At 71.0% G+C, this 22,663-nt stretch carries 18 protein-coding genes; 6 read left to right on the top strand and 12 right to left on the bottom strand.

The window, feature by feature from the left end; all coding sequences use genetic code 11:
* The 10 genes from OG892_RS05645 to OG892_RS05600 all read right to left on the bottom strand — a co-directional run bounded on the left by OG892_RS05645 (position 1) and on the right by OG892_RS05600 (position 11,822).
* Positions 1 to 849 carry a fumarylacetoacetate hydrolase family protein gene (locus OG892_RS05645; RefSeq protein ID WP_073739474.1) on the bottom strand — a complete coding sequence of 283 codons (849 nt, stop codon included), beginning with the start codon at positions 847 to 849 and terminating at the stop codon, positions 1 to 3.
* 58 nt (positions 850 to 907) lie between these two features.
* Entirely contained in the window at positions 908 to 1,933 is a 1,026-nt protein-coding gene (locus OG892_RS05640; protein WP_371628612.1) for a hydroxyacid dehydrogenase, read from the bottom strand.
* Positions 1,917 to 3,020, bottom strand: coding sequence for a dihydrodipicolinate synthase family protein (locus OG892_RS05635; RefSeq protein ID WP_371628611.1), 1,104 nt, complete (start codon positions 3,018 to 3,020; stop codon positions 1,917 to 1,919). The genes OG892_RS05640 and OG892_RS05635 overlap by 17 nt, the downstream gene beginning before the upstream one ends.
* Before the next feature lie 8 nt (positions 3,021 to 3,028).
* A complete protein-coding gene (locus tag OG892_RS05630) occupies positions 3,029 to 4,057 on the bottom strand; it encodes an NAD-dependent epimerase/dehydratase family protein (RefSeq protein ID WP_371628610.1) in 1,029 nt (342 codons plus the stop codon).
* A gap of 6 nt (positions 4,058 to 4,063) precedes the next feature.
* The gene (locus OG892_RS05625) at positions 4,064 to 5,011 is read right to left on the bottom strand and encodes a carbohydrate ABC transporter permease (protein WP_079193691.1); all 948 of its coding nucleotides are present in this window, start codon (positions 5,009 to 5,011) and stop codon (positions 4,064 to 4,066) included.
* Between the two features lie 2 nt (positions 5,012 to 5,013).
* On the bottom strand, positions 5,014 to 5,919 hold the full coding sequence (locus OG892_RS05620; protein WP_073739466.1) for a carbohydrate ABC transporter permease: 906 nt from the start codon (positions 5,917 to 5,919) through the stop codon (positions 5,014 to 5,016).
* A gap of 93 nt (positions 5,920 to 6,012) precedes the next feature.
* Positions 6,013 to 7,269 (bottom strand): ABC transporter substrate-binding protein, encoded by a 1,257-nt coding sequence (locus tag OG892_RS05615; RefSeq protein ID WP_073739464.1) that lies wholly within the window; start codon positions 7,267 to 7,269, stop codon positions 6,013 to 6,015.
* Positions 7,270 to 7,310: 41 nt separating this feature from the next.
* On the bottom strand, positions 7,311 to 8,567 hold the full coding sequence (locus OG892_RS05610) for a Gfo/Idh/MocA family protein (protein WP_073739462.1): 1,257 nt from the start codon (positions 8,565 to 8,567) through the stop codon (positions 7,311 to 7,313).
* A 41-nt stretch (positions 8,568 to 8,608) separates the two neighbouring features.
* Entirely contained in the window at positions 8,609 to 10,756 is a 2,148-nt protein-coding gene (locus OG892_RS05605; protein ID WP_371628609.1) for a peptidase C14, read from the bottom strand.
* A gap of 208 nt (positions 10,757 to 10,964) precedes the next feature.
* Positions 10,965 to 11,822, bottom strand: a complete 858-nt coding sequence (locus OG892_RS05600; protein WP_328867728.1) for an IclR family transcriptional regulator — start codon at positions 11,820 to 11,822, stop codon at positions 10,965 to 10,967.
* A gap of 288 nt (positions 11,823 to 12,110) precedes the next feature.
* Here OG892_RS05600 and OG892_RS05595 point away from each other — a divergent pair, with 288 nt between their 5' ends.
* The 6 genes from OG892_RS05595 to OG892_RS05570 all read left to right on the top strand — a co-directional run bounded on the left by OG892_RS05595 (position 12,111) and on the right by OG892_RS05570 (position 19,662).
* Entirely contained in the window at positions 12,111 to 13,481 is a 1,371-nt protein-coding gene (locus tag OG892_RS05595; RefSeq protein ID WP_311306808.1) for an aspartate aminotransferase family protein, read from the top strand.
* Positions 13,481 to 14,668 (top strand): mandelate racemase/muconate lactonizing enzyme family protein, encoded by a 1,188-nt coding sequence (locus OG892_RS05590; RefSeq protein ID WP_371628608.1) that lies wholly within the window; start codon positions 13,481 to 13,483, stop codon positions 14,666 to 14,668. The genes OG892_RS05595 and OG892_RS05590 overlap by 1 nt, the downstream gene beginning before the upstream one ends.
* Complete coding sequence (locus tag OG892_RS05585; protein WP_073739454.1) at positions 14,665 to 15,510, top strand: amidohydrolase family protein; 846 nt, start codon at positions 14,665 to 14,667, stop codon at positions 15,508 to 15,510. Before OG892_RS05590 ends, OG892_RS05585 begins: the two co-directional genes overlap by 4 nt.
* A 173-nt stretch (positions 15,511 to 15,683) precedes the next feature.
* On the top strand, positions 15,684 to 16,523 hold the full coding sequence (locus tag OG892_RS05580) for an SDR family oxidoreductase (RefSeq protein ID WP_328867729.1): 840 nt from the start codon (positions 15,684 to 15,686) through the stop codon (positions 16,521 to 16,523).
* A 74-nt stretch (positions 16,524 to 16,597) separates the two neighbouring features.
* Positions 16,598 to 18,733 (top strand): peptidase C14, encoded by a 2,136-nt coding sequence (locus OG892_RS05575; protein WP_371628607.1) that lies wholly within the window; start codon positions 16,598 to 16,600, stop codon positions 18,731 to 18,733.
* Positions 18,730 to 19,662, top strand: a complete 933-nt coding sequence (locus tag OG892_RS05570; protein ID WP_328867731.1) for a GNAT family N-acetyltransferase — start codon at positions 18,730 to 18,732, stop codon at positions 19,660 to 19,662. Before OG892_RS05575 ends, OG892_RS05570 begins: the two co-directional genes overlap by 4 nt.
* 78 nt (positions 19,663 to 19,740) lie before the next feature.
* Here OG892_RS05570 and OG892_RS05565 read toward each other — a convergent pair whose 3' ends face one another.
* Positions 19,741 to 21,135 (bottom strand): uracil-xanthine permease family protein, encoded by a 1,395-nt coding sequence (locus OG892_RS05565; protein WP_371631582.1) that lies wholly within the window; start codon positions 21,133 to 21,135, stop codon positions 19,741 to 19,743.
* A 161-nt stretch (positions 21,136 to 21,296) separates the two neighbouring features.
* Positions 21,297 to 22,526, bottom strand: coding sequence for an MFS transporter (locus tag OG892_RS05560; RefSeq protein ID WP_073739446.1), 1,230 nt, complete (start codon positions 22,524 to 22,526; stop codon positions 21,297 to 21,299).
* Positions 22,527 to 22,663 lie beyond the last annotated feature (137 nt).

The raw sequence follows: 22,663 nt of genomic DNA, 5'->3' as shown, positions 1-22,663 counted from the left end.
TTACGCGGGCCGGCAGACGCTGCGCTGGCGGCCCAGGCCGGAGATCTCGACCTCCATCACATCGTCCGGGCCCAGGTAGGGGAAGCGGCCGGACAGCGCCACGCCCTGCGGCGTACCCGTGTTGATGATGTCTCCGGGCTCCAGCACCAGGTACTGCGACAGGTGGTGCACCAGATGCGCCACGCTGAAGATCATGTCCGCGGTGGAGGAGTCCTGCCGGGGCTCCCCGTTGACGTGGCTGGTCAGCCGGAGCCGCTGCGGGTCACCGACCTCGTCGGCCGTCACCAGCACCGGGCCCAGCGGGTTGAACGTGGCGCAGCTCTTGCCCTTGGACCACTGGCCGCCCGACTCCTCCAGCTGGAAGGCGCGCTCCGAGACGTCGTTGCTGACGGCGTAGCCCGCGATGTGCGCGGCCGCGTCGGCGGGGGAGTCCAGGTAGGAGGCGCGGCGGCCGATGACGACGGCCAGCTCCACCTCCCAGTCGGTCTTCTTCGAGCCGCGCGGGATGAGCACGTCGTCGTACGGGCCGACGACGGTGTTCGGGGACTTGTAGAACAGGATCGGCTGCTCGGGCGGCTCGGCGCCGGACTCCGCCGCGTGGGCCGCGTAGTTCTGCCCGATGCACAGGAGCGCGGAGGGCCGGGCCACCGGGGCGCCGACCCGCTGCCCGGTGATGTCGGTCTCCGGGAGCTTCGGTTCGGCGGGGATCAGGTGCGGGTTGTCGGCCAGCGCGGCGAGGAACGCGCCGTCGATGTCGTCGGTGATGCCCGACAGGTCGTAGTGGCGGCCCTCGGGGCAGACGACGACCGGGCGCTCGTGGCCCGGCTCGCCTATGCGCATCAGTCGCATGACGGGTGGATCTCCTGACAGGTACGGGGACGGGTACGGGTTTCGGTACGGGTGGTGGTCAGCGCAGCCGGGCGAGCGCCTCGGCGGTGACGGCGTGCACCGGCGGGCGCCCGGCGAGCAGGCGCAGCACCTCGTTGACGGCGCTGGTGCCCAGCCGCTGCCGGCACTCGACGCTGCCGGCCGCCTGGTGCGGGGTGAGCAGCACGTTCGGCAGGGCGCGGAAGGGGTGGCCGACGGGCAGCGGCTCGGCGTCGTAGACGTCGATCGCCGCGTCGAGGCGGCCGGTGGTCAGCTCGGCCAGCAGCGCGTCCTCGTCGACCAGCCACGAGCGGGCGGTGTTCACCAGGCCCGCCCCGTCCGGCATTAGCGCCAGCTGTTCGGCGCCGATCATCCGGTGGGTCTCCTCGGTGACCGGTGCGTGCACGGCCACGATCCGGCTGCCGGAGAGCAGCGTCTCCAGCGGTACGGACCGCACGCCGAGCGCCTCCGCGTCGGCCTCGGAGAGGAACGGGTCCGTGACGCTGACCCGTGCGCCCATCGCCCGCACCATCCGGATGTAGGCCCGTCCGGTGCGGGAGGCGCCGATCACCCCGATGTCGCTGCCGTGGATCTCGTGGCGCGGCGGTGCCGTGCTCGCCGCCGCCCAGTCCTGCCCGCCGCGCAGGGCGTGGTCGAAGCGCTGGATGCGGTGGAGCAGCGAGAGGGTGAAGGCGAGGGCCACCTCGGCGACCGGGCGGGCCATCTCGTCGCCGGCCTGGGTGACCAGGATGCCCCGCCGGAACACGTCCTCGGTGACATAGGGCGCGACCGCTGAGCCGGTGTGCGCCACCAGCTCCAGCCGGTCCGCGTGGGCGAGGAGTCCGGCGTCCACCTTGGGCGCCCGCCAGGACAGGATCAGCGCGCGGGCGCCGGGCAGCGCCGCCTTGAGCGCTTCCCGGTCGCTGTGGTCGTCCAGGACGGTCAGTGCGGCGGCCCGCTCCAGCTCCTGCCACACCTCCGCGGTGAAGAACTGGTCGCGCAGGTGCGGGGGTACGGCGACGACCACCCGGGAGGAGCGGTCGGCGGTTTCAGGAGAGCCAGGCATCGAGGTGCTCCGCAACGAAGGCGTCATCGGTCAGCCAAGGGTAGGCCGAGGCCACCCGGGTGATCTCCTCGGCCTGTCCGGGGGAGAGCGTCTCGGTCGGGTCCAGGCAGCGGATGTTCGCCAACAGGCCCTGGCGGCGCAGCACTTCGTGCACTCCGGCGATGCAGCCGCGGAACGCGTTGCGTACGTCGAAGACCGCGCTGTTGGCGTCGGTCAGCTCGGTGCGGCGGGCCAGGCAGCGGACCATCGCGTCGTGGTCCCCGGCGCGGGCCAGCCGGACGTCGTCGAGGAGGGTGACCGCGGAGCTCGTCCACACCGCCCACTGGCCGAGCAGCCCGCCCGCGAACCAGCGCCGGGGCCCGTCCGCCGCGCCGTACGGGGTGAGCAGGTCACCGATGATGTCGTCGTCGTTGCCGGTGTACAGGGCCACCTCGCCGGCCCGGTCGGCGGCGGACACCGCCCGTACTACATCGGCGGTGCGGTAGCGGTCGAAGGGGGCGATCTTGACGGCGGCGGTGTTCGGCAGGTCGGTGAACGCGGACCAGAAGCCGGGCGACAAGTACCGTCCGCCGACCGCCTCCTGGAGGTAGAACCCGATCACCGGCAGTACCTCGCCGACCGCCCGCGCCCGCTCCAGCAGCCCCTTCTCGTCGGCGCCGGGCACGGCCGGGGAGAGCAGTACCGCGTCGTAGCCCAGCTCGGCGGCGGTGGTGGCCTCGGAGACGGCCTGCGCGGTGTAGCCGCAGGCGCCGGCGACCTTGACGAACGGGCGGCCGGCCTCGGCGTCGATCGTCTCGGCCGCGAGTTCCAGGACGGGCCGGAAGAGACCGACGCCGGGCTCGCGGATCTCGAACTGCGTGGTGTGTACGGCGACGGCGGCGCCGCCCGCCCCGGACGCCAGGTAGTAGCGGGTCAGCGCGCGCTGGCGGCGCTCGTCGAACGTGCCGTCCGCGTGCAGCGCCAGCGGATGGGCGGGTATCGCCGCACCCCGGGCGAGCAGATCCAGAGCGGGGGTGGACGGGCGGGGGGAAGCCTGGGTGGACGGGCGGGCGGAAGCCTGGGTGGACGGGCGGGGGGAAGCGGACATGGAGTGGATCAGAACCTTCCGTCACGGACCTGGAACTTGGTGGGCTTGCCGGACAGCGGGAGCCCGCGCCGCAGCCAGTCGGCCTGCCACTCGACGAGGGTGCGCAGCGCCACGTCCGGGTAGCCGAAGAGGGCGTGGCAGCGGCTCGCGTCGGAGAGCAGCGCGGTGGGCGCCTCTGTCCCGGCGAGGACGGGCTCACGGTCGAACTCCTCGCCGAACCACTGCGCGATGCGGCGCACCGAAGCGGTCTCGGGGCCGGTGAGGTTGAGGGTGAACGGCTCGCCGTCGGTGGCGTGCAGCAGCGAGCGCAGCGCGACCTCGTTGGCGTAACCCTGCCAGACGACGTTGGCGTGACCGGTCGTCACATCGACGGGCTCGCCGGCCCGGACCCGGTACGCGATGTCGGCGAGGACTCCGTAGCGCAGGTCGACCGCGTAGTTGAGCCGGATGTTGGCGACCCTGGTGCCGAGGGTCAGCGCGGCGTGGCCGAAGATCCGCTCCCGGCCGAGGCACGACATGGCGTACTCCCCGACCGGGCCGACCGGGTCGGTCTCGGTGCAGCCGCCGGAGGACAGCGGTACCAGCGGGTACACGTTGCCGGTGGAGAACGCGGCGATCCGCGCGCCGGACCAGCGGCGCGCCACCCGGTCCGGCATCGCGGCGTTCACCGCCCAGGCGAGCGAGGGCGCCCCGGCGGAGCCGAATTTGGCGCCGACCATGAAGACGACGTTCCCGGCGTCGGGCAGTTCGGCCAGATCGGCGGCCGGGTCCATCAGGTCGAAGGCGACCGTGCGGACCCCGGCGGCCTCCAGCTCGTCCGCGGCGGCCTTGTCCGACCAGCGGGAGACCGCGTACACGGTCACGTCCGTGCGGCCGGCGGCGTCCAGCGCCCGGCGGGCCAGCCGGCACAGGCTGGGGCCCATCTTGCCGCCCGCCCCGAGGACCAGCAGATCGCCTTCGAGGCGGCCGAGGTCGGTGACGAGCGCGGGGGAGGGGGTGGCGAGCCGCTCTTCGAGTGCGGCCTCATCGGTGAACATACCTGGCTATCCCTTGATTCCGGACGCGGTGACGCCCTCGGTGAAGTAGCGCTGGCCCACCATGTACGCGGCGAAGATGGGGACGAACGCGATGACGGAGCCGGACAGCACCACGTTGAGCGGCACGTTCTGCTGCTGGAGCGAGGCGATGCCGACGGTGAGGGTGCGCATGTCGGTGGACTGGCCGATGACCAGTGGCCACAGGAAGTCGTTCCAGTGCCACAGGAAGACGAAGACGCCGAGCGTGGCGAGGATCGGCTTGAGGAGCGGCAGCACGATCCGGTAGAAGATCTGCCACTCGCTGCACCCGTCGAGCCGGGCCGCCTCGAAGAGTTCGTCGGGCAGCCCCTGGATGAACTGCCGCATCAGGAACACCGCCTGGGCGTTGGCCAGGGTCGGCACGATCAGTCCCCAGTACGTGTCGACGCCGCCGAGCTTCGCGATCATCGCGAACGTCGGGATCATCGTGACGTGGTACGGGACCATCACCATCGACAGGAACGACCAGAACATGGCCTCCCGGCCGGGGAAGCGCTTCTTGGCGAACGCGTATCCGGCGAGCGAGGCGAGCAGCAGCACGCCGACGACCGAGACGACCGAGTACATCAGCGTGTTCAGCAGCCAGCGCGGTACGTCCTGGGCGCCCATGACGGTGTCGTACGCCTCGCCGGTCAGCGGCCAGGGCAGCAGACTGCCGGGGAAGTCGACCGCCGCGGACGGCTTCAGCGAGAGCACGACCATCGCGTAGAACGGGAAGACCGTCACGAGCGCGGCCACCGTCAGCAGCGCGCCGCGCGCGATCCGGCCGGCCCGGCTCGGGCGCATGCCGTACGGGACGGTGTCCTGCTCGGAGAGCTTGCGCAGCCTGCGCTCGGCCCGGCGCGCGGCGCGGTCCGGGGGCGCCGGGGCCTTGCGGACGGGCGGGGCCTTCGTCTCTTCGGGTGCCGTTGTCATGGTCACTGGTCCTTCCCGATCACGAGCCGCTGGATCACCGCGACGACCACGGTCAGCACGAAGAGCGCGACCCCGATGGCGGAGGCGTAACCCAGGTCGAAGTACTTGAAGCCCGCGTCGTAGAGCTGGAAGACGAGCGTGTAACTGGCGTTGGCGGGTCCGCCGCCCGTCATGGTGTAGACGGCGTCGAACACCTGGAACGAGGCCGTCGTCTCGATCACGGCGAGGAAGAACAGGGCGGGCTTGAGCTGCGGCAGCACGATGTACCGGAACCGCTGCCAGGGCCCCGCCCCGTCGGTGAGCGCGGCCTCCTCCAGCTCGCGCGGGATGTCCTGCATCCGGGCGAGCAGGATGAGCATCCCGTAGCCGAAGCGGGACCAGATGCCGACGATCGCGAGCGCGGGCAGCACCAGCACGTCGTCGGAGAGCCAGGAGCCCTCGGACAGCCCGAACCAGCCCATCAGGGTGGACCACGGGCCGCCGGTCGAGAAGATCCAGACGAAGACGGTGGCTGCCAGCACCAGTGAGGTGACCACCGGCAGGAAGAACACCGAACGGAAGAACTTGGCGCCGCGGAACGCGCGGCGGGTGATCAGCGCCAGGCACACAGAGGCGGCGAGCGTGCCCGGTACGGCGATCACGGTGTACAGGACGGTGACCTTGAGGGCCTGCCAGAACAGCGGATCGGCCCAGAGGCGGGTGAAGTTGTCGAGCCCGATGAAGCTGCCGCCGCCGGTGAGGGAGTAGTCGGTGAAGCTCATCAGCACACCGGCGACGCCCGGTCCGAACCGGAAGGCGAGGAACAGCAGGAAACACGGGAGGACGAAGAGCAGGCCGATCCGGGCCTCGCGGCGCGCCTGCGGCCCGCTGCGACGGCCCCGGCGGGTGGGTTCCGCGACGACTGCCACGGGGATCTCCTTGCGGTACGGGGGAATTGCGGGGGGTTTGGGGGAGTGCCCCAGGGGTCGCGGGGGCCGGAAACCGGCCCCCGCGACCGTGGGTCAGCGGCCGAGCATCGCCTGCGCGGCCTTCTGTGCGGTGTCCAGCGCGTCCTGCGGGCTCTTCTTGCCGAGCAGCGCGGCCTGGATCTCCGGGGCGAGCACGCCCTGGACCTCACGCGCCTTGTCCTGGAGCGGGCCCACGTCCATGCTCGGCAGCGTGGCGCCGACGGCGGTCTGGAGCTTGTCGTCCGGGTACAGGTCGCCGCCGGACTTGCGGGCCGGGAAGTAGCCGGCGGCCTTCTGCAGCCCGGCCGAGTTCTTCGACTCCGCGACGAAGTTCAGCCAGTCGCCGGTGTTCTTCTTGTCGGCGCCCTTCAGCATCGCCAGCGCGCCCACGGTGCCGTAACCGACCGACGCGGTGTCCTTCAGCGGCGGCTGGACGACGATGTTCTCCTTGCCCCAGAACGGCTCGACGTCCGCCGGGGTGTTCTGCCAGGTGCAGGCCACCTTCCCCTTGGCGGTCGGGGTCTGCTCCAGCTTGGGCGTGGTCGTGACCAGGTCCTTGTCGGTGTAGCCGCCGTCGACCAGCTTCTTCAGGTACGTCAGGGCCTTGACGCCGGCCGCGTCGTTGAAGGTTACGTTCTTGCCGTCCTCGGAGAAGACGTCGCCGCCGGCCTGCCAGAGCAGCGGGTAGAAGGTCATGTTCAGGGTCTGCTGGGTGTCACCGCTGTAGCTGGTGGCGTAGTAGCCCTTCTTCTTCAGCTTCGGGGCCAGCGACTCCAGGTCGGCCCAGCTCGACGGGTAGCTCTTCTCACCGATCGCGTCGAACACCCGCTTGTCGCAGATCAGCGGGTTGGCGCTGGTCAGGATCGGGGTGGCGAGCGGCTTGCCGTCCACGGTGACGGACTTCAGCGCGAAGTCGGTGTAGTCCGACTTGGCGGAGGCCGGCATGTAGTCGCCTGCCGGGATGATGCTCTTGGTGTACTTCGGCAGCTGGTCGGGGATCAGGTAGACCGCGTCGGGGCCCTTGCCGGAGGCGATCGCGGTGGCCAGGGCGGTGTCGCGGTTGGCCCAGGGGAAGGTCTCCACCTTCACCTTGACGCCGTCGTGCTTCTTCTCGAACGCCTTGACCAGGCCGTCCCAGTACGCCTTGTTCTTGGCCTCGTCGAAGATGACCGGGTAGGTCCACATGGTCACGGTGTTGCCGTCGTCGCCGCTGCCGGAACAGCCGGCCAGCACACCGGCGGCGAGCGCGGTGGCCAGGACGGGCGCGGCGAGGGCGCGGACTCTGGAACGGCGGGTGAGGAGACGGGACATGAGGTGGTCCTCCGGGAACCTGAGGGCGGGAAGAGGGGAAGTCACTGCGCCGGGACCGTCTGGACGGTGCCGGTGTGCCGGGCGCGTTCTGCGGCGAACGCCGCGAGGTGGCTGCCGAGCGAGGTGGCGGGACCGGAGCGGACGGCCCCGGAGTCGCCGGTGGCGACGGCGGTGACGAACGCCTCGACGAGTGCGGCGTCCCCGCCGCCGTGCCCGTCGGCCGCGTTCGAACCGGACGTGCCGAGTTCGTGGACGGTGGATTCGCCGGTCCGGAAGTCCTGCACCGTGACCCGCTCACCGTCACCGATGAGCCAGCCGTGCGAGCCGAAGATCCGGGTCTGGCGGTGGGTCTGCTCGGTGAACGCGACCATCTGGAAGGTCGCGGTCACCCCGTCCGTCAACTGCATGGCGAGGACCTGGTGGTCCACCACGTCGTTGTCGCTCCGGTACGCGCAGACCCCGTACGGGCCCTCGCGCAGGGCCTTCAGGAGACCGGCCTCGTCGGTCGCCTCCGTGACATGGGTGACCGGCCAGACCGCGCCCTTCTCGCGCAGCGTCGGCATGTACAGCTTCAGCGCGCTGTACGGGCAGTCCGCCTCGACCGCGCAGTCGAGGCAGCGCTCCGAGGAGCCGGCCGGAGCGTTCTCCGGCCGGAAGTGCTTCAGCCCGCCGAAGCCGGTGACCTGCTCGATCCGGCCGCCCATGATGTACGTGATCCAGTCCAGGTCGTGGCAGGACTTGGCCAGCAGCATCGGGGAGGAGTCCTTCTCGCTGCGCCACGGACCGCGTACGTAGCTGTGGGCGTAGTGCCACCAGCCGACGGGCTCCAGATGGTCGAGCGAGACGAGCTGACCGAGCACCCCGGAGTCCACGACCTCCTTCACCAGGTCGGTGTACGGGGTGTACCGCATGACGTGGCACACCGCGAACAGCACCCCGGCCCGCTCCACCCCCTCGACGATCCGCCGGGTCTCCTCCTCGGTCGGGGCGAGCGGCTTCTCCGCGAGGATCGCGTAACCGGCCCCGGCCAGCGCCAGCACCGGCTCCACGTGGAAGCGGTCCTGGGTGGCGACGATGACGGCGTCCGCGATGCGGTTCTCCACGAGCGGCCGCCAGTCGTCGAACTCGACGGGCGCGCCCGCCGCCGCCCGCGCCGCGGGGCGCGGATCCGCGACGGCGACGAGTTCGGCGCGCTCCGGGTGCGCCTTGATCCACTCGGCGTACGTCAGACCGCGGTTGCCGGCGCCGACGAGTGCGACGCGTACGGGCCGGCCGGTGATCGGGGTATGCGTGGACACGGGGAATCCCTGGTGCTCGATGGGCGCGGGGGCCCAGATGGTCAGAAGCGCAGCGTGGCCGCGGTGTGGGCGACGCGGTCGCCCTCGTCCGGGAGCGCGGTGCGCTCGGTGCCGTCCTCGACGCAGCCGGTGTGCAGCAGATGGCTGGAGCCGCCGAACGCCGCGGGCCGCAGTTCGAGCCGGCCACCGGTGAAGGTGGAGCCGGTGGCCCGGTAGCGGTTGGGCCCCTCGGTGAGCAGCACATGGGCGGTGTCCCCGGACGCGGCCGAGTCGATGCCGCCGAGCTGCCAGTCGACGGTGCGCCCGGAGCCGGTACGGGCGAGCAGGGCGCCGTCCTTGTTGGTGCCGGACAGCCGCGTGCCGTCGATGCGCAGGCGCTGGTCCTTGGCCGAGGTCAGCTTCAGCCCGGTGTCGCGGAGTTCGCCGCCCAGGACGGTGACGTCGGAGTGGGCGAGCGAGACCGGGGCGGTGTCCTTGGAACCGGTCAGCGTGCACTGGTCGAGGACGAGTGGCCCGGTGCCGTTGAACAGCGCGCCGTCGACGCCCTTCAGGGTGGTGCGCTGGAGGGTGAGCGGGACGGTGACGCCTGCCTGGGTGATCTCCGCGCCCGCCGCGAAGGAGAAGGAGGAGTCCGCGATCACGTTGGGGCGGGTGGACAGGTCGGAGGCCCGGGAGACGATCAGCGGGCCCGTCGCCGTACAGCCCCGCATCTGCACGCCGTCCGCGTTGACCCAGAGCATTCCGGAGCCGTCCAGCGACTTCTTGCCGATGACCAGGACGTCCTCAAGAGTCAGATCGGTGATCTTGACGCGGGCCACGAACCAGGAGCAGGCGTGCCTGCGCACGGTGATCCGCTTGGCCCGGCCGCCCCAGGCCGCACCCGAGTTGGCGAAGGTCATCAGCCCGGAGTTGCCGGTGTACGTGAGGTCGTGCTCGAACTGGCCGTGCGTCACGAACGGGCCCTCGTCGTCACCGTCGCCGTGGCAGTTGGTGACGTAGCAGTAGGCCGAGGCCGTGAAGTCGTTCAGATGGCGGGCGTTGGAGGTGTGGCAGTCCTCCACGTGCCCGTACAGGCAGTAGATCTGCTGGGTGAGGTAGCCCGCGCCGCCGTAGGTGACGGACTTCGGGTTGGTCAGCGAGCACTGCTCGGTGCGGTAGTACGTGCACCAGCGGCGCATCACCACCGGCCAGAACGTGCCGATGGCCTCGATCCCGGAGACGTCGCAGCGCACCGCGTACTCGTAGGCGACCGGGTGCGAGCCGGTCATCTCGTCCTCGCCCCAGCCCTCGAAGACCATGTTGCGCACGTGGGCGCGGTCGACGGGTTCGATCCGGGTCCAGTTCAGGGTGCGTCCGGCGGCCAGGTCCCAGCCGATCTGGTAGTTGACCCGGATGTGCGTGGCGTCGACGACACCGGTGACCTGGACGAGCCGCTGGATCTCCTTCTCGTACGTGCCCGCCAGGGCGTTGATCTCCACGGCCCACCACTGGCCGACCGCGAACTTCGACGCGTCACCGACCTCGAAGAGGTCGGAGAGATCCGGCATCGCCGCGCTCAGTGTGTGCTTGATGGTGGTGTCGGTGACGGTGCCGCGGAAGGAGAGGACGGCGCCGAAGGGGTTGTCGTGGGTGTTCTTCTCGATGCCTGTGGTGTGGATGTGGTGTCCGCCGAAGTCGAGTTCGATGTTCGAGCGGTCGAAGAGGTGGCGCTTGGTGAACAGGAGGTCGGTGTGGGCCTCGATGCGGTGGACGCTGTTGTCGTTGACCATGGCGTCGAGTGCTGCGTCGGCCGGGGTCTTGGCGTCGAAGTGGCCGAAGGTGCGGAAGTCGAGCGTTCCGGTGTGGAGCTGGTGCCAGCGGCCGGTCTTCGCCCCGTCGGGGGCGATGACGGTGCCGCCGTTGTGGGCGGCGGTGGACTTCTTGTCCCAGCGCAGGGCCATCGCGCCGCCGTCACCGGGGGTCCGGTAGCCGGCCAGCAGGATCTGGGTGCCATCGGCCAGCGGCTTGGTGTTCAGGGCCCGCAGCGCGGCGACCGTGTCCAGGTTCAGTACGTCGCCCGTGTGGGCGGGGGCGGCCTGGGCGGACCCGGCGGCCACGGCCGAACCGGCCATGACCAGACCGGCGAGACCCGAGGCCCGCAGCACATTGCGACGGGACGAGGCAGGGGTGGAGTGGTGCGGAACGCTCATGCGGACTTCGCCTTCCAAGAAGCGCGACAAGTGAGGGAGCGTTCCTGCGGTGGACTGCCATGGGGCGGATGGCTGAAAAGGGTCCGGCCGTCGGATGTTCACGACGCGCTGGGCAGGCGTCGGAATCGGACCGGGAGGGGTAAATCGGCGGTGACGGGTGAGCGTCACCGGGGTTGGCAGGGAACCTACGGCGGGTTGTGCCGATCGGTCAAGACCCGATTTCGTCGGAATGCGACGTCGTGGTGTCCGAAACGCCGTCCTCCGGGTCGTCGACCCAGCCCAGCGAGACGCTGATCCGGTGCGCCGAGTCCCGCACCTGGCCGCCCAGCTCCTGGTAGCGCCAGGCCGGCAGTCCGGTCTTCAGGCCGGTGATGGAGACGGCCCCGGCGCACACCGAGCGGTCGTCGAAGACCGGTGCGCCGATGCAGATGATCCCCTCGGCGTCCTCCTCGTCGTCCAGGGCGTAGCCGACCCTGGCGATGTCGCGGAGGTGGGACAGGAAGGTCGCCGGGTCGGTGATCGTGCGGGACGTGCGCCGGGGCAGCCCGAACCGCTCGACGATCGAGGCGGCCTCGCCCTGCGGCACCGCGGAGAGCAGCGCCTTGCCCAGGCCCGTGCAGTGCGGCAGCTCGCGCTGGCCCATCCGCAGATCGAGCCGGACGCGCTGGTCCAGCTCGACCTGGTCCACCACGACCGCGTGGCCGTCCTCCGGGACGGCGAGCCTGGAGGCCATGCCGGTGGCGCGGCTGAGCTCGCGCAGGACGGGGTGGGCGACCCCGCGCAGCGAGACCTGGGACCTGGCCCGGTCGCCGAGCCTGGCCAGGCTCATGCCGAGCCGGTAGCGGCGGTTCATGCCCTCGCCGTCGTCCGAGACCAGGCCGTAGGCGCGCAGGGTCTGGAGCATGCCGAACGCGGCGCTCTTGGAGATGGAGCAGACCTGGCCGACCTCGGTGACGCTCAGACCGTTCCCCTGGGAGGGGGCGGCAAGAGCTTCGAGGATGTCGGCTGCCCTGGCCACACTCTTGACCCAGTATTTCGGTTCCTCAGGGGCAGCACTGTTCGTCATAGCAGAACAGCCTAGTGCCTGTGGGGTCTTGTGGTGCACGTGCGAGTCAAGAAAACCCGGAAATCGGCGCCTTGAGTGGCCGAAAGGGGGTTGACCGGTCTCAGGGGCGGACGTAATATCCAGGCACTGTTCTGCTCTACAGAACAGTGTTCTGAAAAAGTGAAACGCAGTACCGAGCACCACGGATCACCTCTTCCTGCGGCGACTGCCGGGCGGATGGCGCCAGGGACTCACGGGCCGGGCAGGGCCCGCGAAAACCGACGACTCTCGACGCAAGGAGCAAGCACCATGAGTTCAGGCCCGGTAGGCAACGAATCCGGAGCCCGACTCGCCGAACGCGCCCGCCAGGTCGTACCCGGCGGCGTGAACAGCGGTCAGCGCAGCGTTCCCGGACTGACCGACCTGGTCGTCACCGGGACCGACGGAGCACGGTTCCGAACCGCCGACGGACGCGAGTACACCGACTTCCACTCGGCGTTCGGCCCGCCGCTGCTCGGCCACAACGACCCCGACGTGGCCGCCGCCACCGCCGAGGCCGGCGCGACCCTCGGCCACATGGGCGTCGGCGTCACCGAGGGCGAGGTCCTCCTCGCAGAGCAGCTCACCGAGCTGATCCCCTCGATCGAGAAGGTGCTGCTCACCAGCACCGGCAGCGAGGCCACGTTCCACGCGCTGCGGGTCTCCCGCGCCGCCACCGGCCGCCGCCTCGTCGTCAAGTTCCAGGGCTGCTACCACGGCTGGCACGACTCGGTGAGCCTCAACGTCATCTCCGCGCCCGAGAAGGTCGGCGGCCACGACCCGATCTCGACAGGCATCCTGCCCGAGGTCCTCGAAGCCACCCTCGTCCTGCCGTTCAACGACAGCGAGGCCGTCCGGCGCACCTTCGCCGAGCACGGCTCCGACATCGCCGCCGTCATCGTCGAACCCGTCCCGCACAACGTCGGCGCGCTCCTGCCGTACCAGGAGTTCCTCACCACGCTGCGCGAGGAGACCACGAAGGCCGGCAGCGTCCTGATCTTCGACGAGGTCATCACCGGCTTCCGCCACGCGCTGGGCGGCTGGCAGCAGATCTCCGGCGTCACCCCCGACCTCACCACCCTCGGCAAGGCCATCGCCAACGGCGCCCCCGTCGGCGCGATCGGCGGCCGCGCAGAGCTGATGGACCTCTTCTCCACCCGCCCCGGCGCCCCGGCCTTCTTCGCCGGCACGTACAACGGCCACCCCTCCGTCGTCGCAGCCGCCCTCGCCACCCTGCGCAAACTCCGCGAGGAGCCGGTCCACGACCACGTCTTCCGGCTCGGCGGCCGCGTCCGCACCGAACTGACCGGACTGTACGAGCGCCTCGGCGTCCCCGCCGTCGTCACCGGCTACGGCTCCGTCTTCGTCAGCTACTTCATGCCAGGCGAGGCCCCCCGCACCTACGCGGACCTGCTGAACAACGACGCCTCGCTGTTCGTCGGCTACCGCCGCAAGCTCCTGGAGCACGGCCTGTTCGAGCTGCCGCTCAACCTCAAGCGCAGCCACATCAGCTACGCGCACACCGACGCCGACGTGGACCGCCTGATCGAGGGCACGGAGGCCGCGGTCAAGGCCGTCCTCGCCGACGGCGGCGCCCGCGACCTGGAGAACACCTCGACCATGGGTGGAGCGACCCGCTGATGCTGACCGTCAACCGCACCCGCCCCGTCGGCCCCGCCGGACGGATCACCCGCGTCGAGACCCTGATGCTCGGCACCTCCTGGCGCGACTTCGGCTACGTCCGGGTCCACACCGACGAGGGCCTGTCCGGCATCGGGGAGATCACCCACCCCTACCGGGTCGGCGAGGTCTGCGCGCTCACCGAGGCCATCGCCCGGCGCCACCTGATCGGCGCCGACCCCTTCGACGTCGAGGAACTCTGGCTCCGCGTCTACCAGGGCGACTTCCTGCGCGGCGGCGACATGGGCGGCGTCGCCCTGTCCGGCCTCGACCAGGCGATGTACGACCTGATGGGCAAGGCGCTCGGCGTCCCCGCCTACCGGCTGACCGGCGGCGCCTGCCGCGACGACGTACGCGTCTACGCCAACGGCTGGTACACCGGGGAACGCGAGCCCGAGACCTTCGCGGCCAAGGCGAAGGAGACCGTCGCCAAGGGCTTCACCGCCCTCAAGTTCGACCCCTTCGGCCCGGGCCTGCACGAGCTGGAACGCGCCGAACTGCGCCGCTCCATCGACCTCGTCGCCGCCGTCCGCGAAGCCATCGGACCGGACATCGACCTCTTCATCGAGGGCCACGCCCGCTTCGCGATGCCGACCGCCGCCCGTCTCGTACGGGAACTGGAACCGTTCGACATCGGCTGGTTCGAGGAGCCGATGCCCTGGACCCACATCGAGCGGTACGCGGAACTGCGCCAGCGCGCCACTTTCCCGATCTCCGGCGGCGAGCACTTCCACAACCGCTACGAGTACAAGCAGCTCTTCGCCACCAACGCCGTCGACATCATCCAGCCCGACCTGTCGATGGCCGGCGGCTTCACCGAGGTCAGGAAGCTCGCCGCGATCGCCGACACCCACGGCATGCTCGTCGCCCCGCACAACTCCAACTCGCCGCTCTGCACCACCGTCTCGGTGCACGCGGCGCTCGGAATCCCCAACTTCAAGATCCTCGAAACCTTCGACGGGCTCCTGGAGCCGTTCGTCTTCGACGCCCTCAAGGGCACCCTCCCGATGAAGGACGGCCGCATCGGGCTGCCGACCGCCCCCGGGCTCGGCGTCGAACTCGTCGACGAGGTCTTCGAGGAACACCCGCCCAGCCACCGCTTCTGGAACATGTTCGCGGACGGCTGGGAGAAGCGGAACCGCACATGATCACCGACGTCCACTCCCATCTCTTCCGGCACAGCCACGACTTCACCGACCCGTTCAGCTCCGACTCCGCCCGCGCCCACGCGGGCGAGGTCGACCTCACGGTGAAGTGGGAGGAGTACGCCGCCACGGCGCCCGACTCCACCCGCACGATCGTCGTCGGCGGCAAGGCCAGACGCAGCGGCCTCTGGGTCGACGACGCCGCCGTGGCCGCGTACGTGGGGAAACACCCCGACCGGCTGATCGGCTACCTGGCGCTCGACCCCACCCAGCCCGGCTGGCAGGAGGAGCTGCGCTACGGCCACCAGGAGCTGGGCCTGCGCGGCATCAAGCTGATGCCGATGTACGCGGGCTTCGACCCGGCCGCGGAGGAGTACGACGAGCTGTACACGTACGCCGAACGGCACGGGCTGCCGCTCCTGGTGCACACCGGCACAACGTTCGTGTCCAGCGCGCCGCTGGAGTGGGCGATGCCCCGCCACCTGGACGCGGTCGCCATCCGCCATCCCGAGCTGCGGATGGTCCTGGCCCACCTCGGCCACCCCTTCGAGGGCGAGTGCATCGCGGTCATCCGCAAGCACCCGCACGTGTACGCCGACCTCAGCGCCCTGCACTACCGGCCCTTCCAGCTCTGGCACAGCCTCCGGCTGGTCCAGGACTACGGGGTCTTCCACAAGGTGCTGTTCGGCAGCGACTACCCGTTCACGACGGTCGACGACTCGGTGAAGGGGCTCCGGGAGATCGCCCGTATCCCCGGCATCCCCGGGCTGCCGCCGCTGGACGCGGACGCGATCGAGGAGATCATCCACCGGCCCTCGCTCGATCTGCTGGGCCTGAACGGCTGACCCGCCGTTCCCCCCGAACTACCGGTACGGCGCCCCGGTTCACCCCCTGTCCAGGGGCGCCGGCCGGTAGCAGGGCCGCCGCGCACTCACCCATGTGTCCCCTCGCGCGGCGGCCCGACCCAGCCCGAAGGCAAGGCCCTGTTCCGTATCTCTCCGCCTGGAGGAGCCCCGCCATGACCGCAGCCGTCCCGCCCCGCGGCACCGACCGCTTCGACCTGACCGGCCGCACCGCGCTCGTGACCGGGGCCGCCCGGGGCCTCGGCCGGTCCTTCGCCGTGGGACTGGCGGAGGCGGGCGCCGATCTGGTGCTCGTCGACCTACCGGGGGCGGAGGGCATCGAGCGGACCCGGGCGGAGGTCGAGGCGCTCGGGCGGCGCTGCCGGGTGTACGGCCAGGACCTCGCGGACATCGACGCGCTGGCCGGCTTCGCCGACGCGGTGCGCGCCGACAACGGTCCGCTGCACATCCTGGTCAACAACGCGGGCACGGCGGCGCTGGAACGCTTCAACGAGATCACCCCGGCCAGCTGGTCGCACATCATGCGGGTCAACGTGGACGCGGTGTTCTTCCTCAGCCAGCGCGTCGCCGAACACATGACGGCGGACTCCGTGGCCGGCCGCATCATCACCATCACCTCGAAGAACGCCCTGGTGGCCGAAGCGGGCCTGGCCCACTACAACGCCTCCAAGGCCGCCGCCCAACTGCTCACCGAGACCCTGGCGGTCGAGCTCGCCCCGTACGGCATCACCGCCAACACCCTGGCCCCCGGAATGGTCGAGACCCCCATCGACGGCGAGTTCCCCTTCGACCGGGAGGCCTTCGAGTCCGCGTACCGCGAGCGCATCCCGCTCGGCCGGTACGCACAGCCCGACGAGTGCGTGGGCGCCCTGCTGCTGCTCGCCTCCGACGCCGGTGCCTACCTCACCGGGACGCGGATCGTCGTGGACGGCGGGGTGCTGGCCGACCAGATGCCGCGGATGCGCTTCATGCCGCCGTACCGCAGCACGATCTGACCGCGACCGGGCGGCAGCCGGTTCCCTTCGAGCCCCATCGAGCACGCACCGACCACGCGAGGAGCACCTCCGTCATGTCCGCGAACGCTTCGTCCCGCCGGAATCTGCTGCGGGCCTCGGGTCTCGCCGGTCTGGTCATGGCCGGTTCGGCCGTGGCCGCCGGGTCCGCCCAGGCCACCCCCGCCCACACCGGCGACGTACTGAACCTGGACACGGTCGCCGCGCTGCGGGCCCTGAACACCAAGCCACTGGCCGATGGCACCCAGATCCTGCTGGCCGGCTACCGGACCCCCGGTGACGGCGGCGCGATGGCCCTGCGCTGGAACAAGAAGTCCACCGCCGCCCACAACGGCGGCACCGTCATCGCCCCCGACGGGGCGAAGACCGGCCGCTGGCACCAGCTCCACACCGGAACGCTCGACTTCCGCACCTTCGGCCACTTCGACGCCAAGACCCCGGCCGACGCAGCACTCGACGCCATGGTCAACGACAACAGCGTCCACCGCATCGAGGCCCACACCGACCTCCTGTTCACCAAGCGCCACCTCTTCGACCGCTCGAACATCGAACTCGACTTCGGCGGACACCACATCCACACCACAGGCATCGAGAAGAACACCCACGACAACCCCTTCGGCGCCGTCCTCTCCTTCCGAGGCACCGTCACCGACACCACCGTCACGCACCCGCTCTCCGGCAAGGTCATCGAACTCACCGACACCTTCCCGGTTCCCGACGCGAAGGCCTTCGAGGTCGGTCAGTGGTGGTCGGTGCAGGTCGACCCGGTCGAGGGCGGCGGCGGTGACGAGCGCGAGCTCCAGAAGCTGGTCGAGGTCACCGAGATCATCGACGCGGGCCACATCCGGATCGGCTACCTCAACGGCTGGGAACTCGCCGCCGGCCGCACCCTCAACTGGACCCGGATCGAGCCGGTCCGCAACAGCCACATCCGCAACATGCTCTTCGAGGGCGCCGGCCCCGACGAGTACACCGGCTCCCACCCCGTCAGCTTCGAGTACGCCGTCGGCTGCGACGTCTCCGGCATCCACGCCACCGGCACCTTCTGGCCGGTCGTCATGCGCCGCTGGTGCACCCGCTTCCGTACCGAGAGCTGCTCGCTGAAGAACCCGCCCACCGTCGAGTACGGCGGCGCGGGCTACCTCACCCAGCAGATCTACTGCCTGTACGGGCGGGTGGCCGACTGCACCACGAGCAACGTGCGCCACCTCAACGACCTCACCGCCTCCGCCTACTGCACCGTCGTGAACTGCCACGGCGACGGCGACGACGCCGGCGGCAACCCCTTCACCACCCACGGCCAGTACGAACACGATCTGCTCTTCGACGGCAACTCCGGGCTCATGGACATCGCCAACTCGGGTGCCCAGTGGGGCATTTCCGCCAAGCGGATCACCGTACGCAGACACGTCTGCTCCTGGTTCACCGCCAACACCAAGATCACGGATCTGACCCTGGACGACGTCACGGTGATCGCCCGCCCCACCTTCGACCAGGCCGGCACCCTCACGGTGAACGCCGACGGGGCCCAGGTGCGCGGCTGCACCGCGAAGACCTTCGCCGTCGCCCAGCGCTCAGACCGCTCCACCCGGCCGACCACCGTCAGCGACTGCTCCTTCGAACCGCCCGCCGGAGCCGTCCTCGTCCAGACTCCCGTCACCGCACCCGTCCACTTCGTGCGCTGCACGTTCAAGGGCGTCGACGGTGTCGTCCTGCGCGGTGCGGGCCCCGTCCACCTCACCGACTGCACCGTCACCGGCGCCGACGACGCGGCCCCGCTCTCGGTCGGCTCGGCCGATCTGCGACTGGACGGCGGTACGTTCCACAACACCGGTATCGAACTCAGCGGCGTGCGCGACCAGCGGATCACCGTCACCGGCGGCGCCAGGATCACCGGCGGCAACAAGGCGGGAGCGCTGCTCGGCCGGGCGGCCGGCTCCGGGAGCACGACCTGGGACCTCACCGGTCTCAGCAGCACCGCCGCCGGGGCGGACACCGCGCACATCCGCATCGCCGACGGCGTGAACCACTACGCGGCGACCGGCAGCCGCTTCACCGGCGGCGTCCTCCATCTCGCCCCGGAAGCCCTGGACTCGGTCCTGCACACCGGGTGCGTGGAGGACGGCGCCCGGCGCAGCGCGATGCCGAAGGACGGCGAACGGGTGCGCACGGACGGGAACCTGATCCTGTGAGCGCCACCGTCCGCACCGCCACCCCGGCCGACGACCCGGCTCTGGCCGCCCTGTGGAAGAGGTGCTTCGAGTCCCCGCACCTCGCGGCCCTCCACGCGCTCGACCCGGACCGCCACCGGCACACCTTCGTCGCGCAGAACGACGCGGGGGAGGGGATCGACGCGGTCGTCGTCTACGTACCGAGGCTGATCCGGGACGCGGACGGCACCCCGCGCAGGGTCGGCGGCATCGGCAGCGTGGCGACCCGCCCCGAGGCCAGGGGGCAGGGACTGGTGCGACGGCTGCTGGTGGCGGCGGAGCGCACCATGACGGCCGAACAGTGCGCATGGTCGCTGCTGTTCACCGGAACGCCCGGCGTCTACCGGGGCTCCGGGTGGCAGGAGTTCGCGAGCAGCTACACCGAGGGGACGCTCGCACCCTCGTCCGCTCCGGAGCCCTTCCCGGTCCGTGCGGCCACGGCCCGGGACGCCGTGGAGGTGGCCGCGCTGCACCACGCGTACAACGCGCGGCGGCCGCTCAGCTCGCTGCGGGCCCCGGAGGACTGGGCGGTGCGCGTGCCCGCCTGGTACGGCGCGCTCGAACAGTCGCTCGTGGCGCGGGACCCGGCTTCCGGTGCGCTCACCGGCTGGATCGTGGCGCAGCACGCGGGGGAGTGCGTGGAGGTGCGCGAGTTCGCGGGTGCGGACGCGTGTCTGGGGGCGCTGTTCGCCGCCGTCGGCTCCCGGGCCCGTGCGGCGGGGCTGACCAGGGCCCGGGTCCGGATTCCCGTCACTCCCGGGGTGCGGGCCGCACTGCCGGTCCTGCTGGCGGACGCCGGGCAGGTCACGGAGCACGTGGGGATGGCACGGCCGCTGCACGCCCCGGCCGGGTCGGTGCGCGCCGCGGTCACGGCGCCCGGCGCGGTCCACTGGTACGGCGACTGCTTCTGAGCGCCGGTACGGCGACTGCTGCTGGCCGCGCCGCCTGTCGACGGCCTGGCCATGCGTACCGCCCGGGCCGCCGGGCGGTCAGGCTTCGTCGGCCGGCGGCTTCCCGTCGTAGCCGGAGGTCCCGGAGTCGAGCAGCGGCTCCTGGGTCTTGAGGTGGGCCGGGGCGAAGGCCCGCAGCACGTGATAGCCGGTGATCACGACGATGGTGCCGAGCGCGATCCCGCTCAGCTCGAAGTTGTCGGACACCTTCAGGCTGACCCCGCCGACGCCGATGATGATGCCCGCCGCGGCCGGTACCAGGTTCAGCGGGTTGCGCAGATCGACCTTGGCGTTCAGCCAGATCTGGGCACCGAGGAGACCGATCATGCCGTAGAGGATCACCGTGATGCCGCCGAGGACCCCGCCCGGAATGACCGCCACGACCGCGCCGAACTTGGGGCACAGACCGAACAGCAGGGCGAAGCAGGCGGCCGCCCAGTAGGCCGCGGTGGAGTACACCCGGGTCGCGGCCATCACGCCGATGTTCTCGGAGTACGTCGTGTTCGGCGGACCGCCGACCGCGGTCGACAGCATCGAGGCGGCACCGTCCGCGGCGATCGCGGTGCCGAGCTTGCCGTCCAGCGAGCGGCCCGTCATCTCGCCGACCGCCTTCACGTGGCCGGCGTTCTCCGCGATGAGCGCGATGACCACGGGCAGCGCGACCAGGATCGCGGACCACTCGAAGCTCGGGGCGTGGAACGACGGCAGCCCGACCCAGTCGGCCTTGCCCACCCCCGACAGGTCCAGCCGCCAGTGGTCCACGGCCTCGGCGCCCCCGGCGGGCGAGTGGATCTTCCCGAACACCCGGTCCAGAACCCAGGACAGGACATAGCCGAAGACCAGCCCGAGGAAGATCGCGATCCGGGACAGGAAACCGCGCAGACAGACCACGGCCAGTCCGGTGAACAGCATCACCAGCAGGGCCGTCCACTGGTCCTGCGGCCAGTACGTCGACGCGGTGACCGGCGCCAGGTTGAAGCCGATCAGCATCACGACCGCACCCGTCACCACGGGCGGCATCGCCGCGTGGATGATCCGCGCGCCGAACCGCTGCACCGCGAGGCCGGCGAGGAAGAGCACCGCCCCCACCACGAAGACCGCCCCGGTGACCACGGCACTGCTGCCGCCACTGGCCCGGATGGTCGCGGCAACCCCGACGAACGAGAGCGAACAGCCCAGATAGCTGGGCACCTGCCCGCGCGTGGCCAGCAGGAAGATGGCCGTCGCGACACCCGACATCATGATCGCCAGGTTCGGGTCGAGACCCATGAGCACCGGGGCGACGAACGAGGCGCCGAACATCGCGACCACGTGCTGGGCGCCCAGCACGAACGTCCGCGGCCAGGAGAGCCGCTCGTCGGGGCGGACGACCGCTCCCGGTGCGGGCGTCTTCCCGTCGCCGTGCAAGGTCCAGCGCACGCCGAGGCCGCCCATGGTTGCTCCCTGTGTGTAGGTGCGGCGGGCCGGTGCCTCACGGGGCACGGCGCGGACCGCGGAAAAGATCAGCGCCATGTTAGTGCCGGTTCGTCAACCGCCCCCCGCCGGGATCCGGGCACAGCGAGCCACCGCCCGCCGCGCCCGGTGACCAGGACGGCTCAGGGGCGCGGCTCGGCCGGAGCCGGTCCCGGTACCCCGGCGTCGGAGGAGGACACCTTGCGATCGCCCGCCCGCAGCACTCCGGCTCCGAGCACCAGCCCGAAGGCCAGCACCGAGACCAGGCCGAAGGAGACGACCAGCGAGGTCGCCTCGGCCAGCGAGCCGATGGCCGACGGGGCGATCAGCCCCGAGGTGTACGTGATCGTCGCGACACCCGCGATCGCCCGGCTCGGGTTCGACCCGCTGCGCCCGGCCGCCGCGAAGGCGAGCGGTACGACCACGGCGATGCCGAGGCCCATCAGACCGAAGCCGCACAACGCCAGGACCACGTTGGGCGCGGTGACCACCAGGACCCCGCCGACCGTGGCGAGCACGCCGCCGGTCCGTACGGTCCGCACCGCGCCGAAGCGGTCGACGACCCGGTCACCGGCGATCCGGGCCACCGCCATCGTCAGTGCGAACGCGGTCGTCGACGCGGCCGCCAGACCTGCGGAACTGTCCAGGACATCCCGGAGGTAGACCGCCGACCAGTCCAGGCTGGCGCCCTCCGCGAACACCGCGCAGAAGCCCACCGCGCCGATGATCAGGGCCGACCTGGGCGGCAGGGTGAAGCGCGGCGGAGCCTCCGCGTCCGGCTCGCTGTGCAGATCCAGCACCTGCCGGCAGGCGATCAGGCCGAGCGCGGTGAGGGCGAGCGCGGCGATGGCGTGGTGCAGTCGCGCGTCGGCCCCCAGATGGGCGGCCACCGTGCCGGCCGCCGATCCGACCAGGGCGCCCACGCTCCACATCCCGTGCAGCCCGGACATGATCGACTTGTTGAGGCGGTTCTCCACCTCGACCCCGAGCGCGTTCATCGCCACGTCCGACATGCCCGCCGACGCCCCGTACACCAGGAGGGCCGCGCACAGCGTCAGCAGGCTGGGGGCTATGGAAGGCAGGATCAGCGCCAGGGTCCACAGCATCAGCAGCCCGCGCAGCGCGGTTCGGGCGCCGAAGCGGTGGCTGATCGCGCCGGCCAGCGGCATCGCCAGCGAGGCGCCGATCGCCGGGAAGGCCAGGGCTATGCCGAGCTGTCCGGCACTGAGCCCGGCGTGGTCCTGGATCCACGGCACCCGGGTGGCGAAACTGCCGGTCACCGCCCCGTGTACCGCGAAGACCGCGGCGATGGCGTACCTGGCGCGCCTCACCTGCTCCGTGCTGAAGACCGCTGCCGTGGAATCCGTCGTCATGCCGCCGTGCCCTCCCCTGGGAATTCTCCGCTGCCGTGGTTCCGACGCTCCCCGGCGCCCTTCTCCACGATGCGGGCAGTAAACTATCAGGAACCCTGCCTGATAAATAGGCCGTGCCGGCATCGACAGCGGCGACG

The organism is Streptomyces sp. NBC_00341 (assembly GCF_041435055.1).
In the GTDB taxonomy this organism is placed as follows: Bacteria; Actinomycetota; Actinomycetes; order Streptomycetales; family Streptomycetaceae; genus Streptomyces.
The sequence above is the reverse complement of the archived record's forward strand: the minus strand, read 5'-3'. Positions and strand labels throughout refer to the sequence as shown.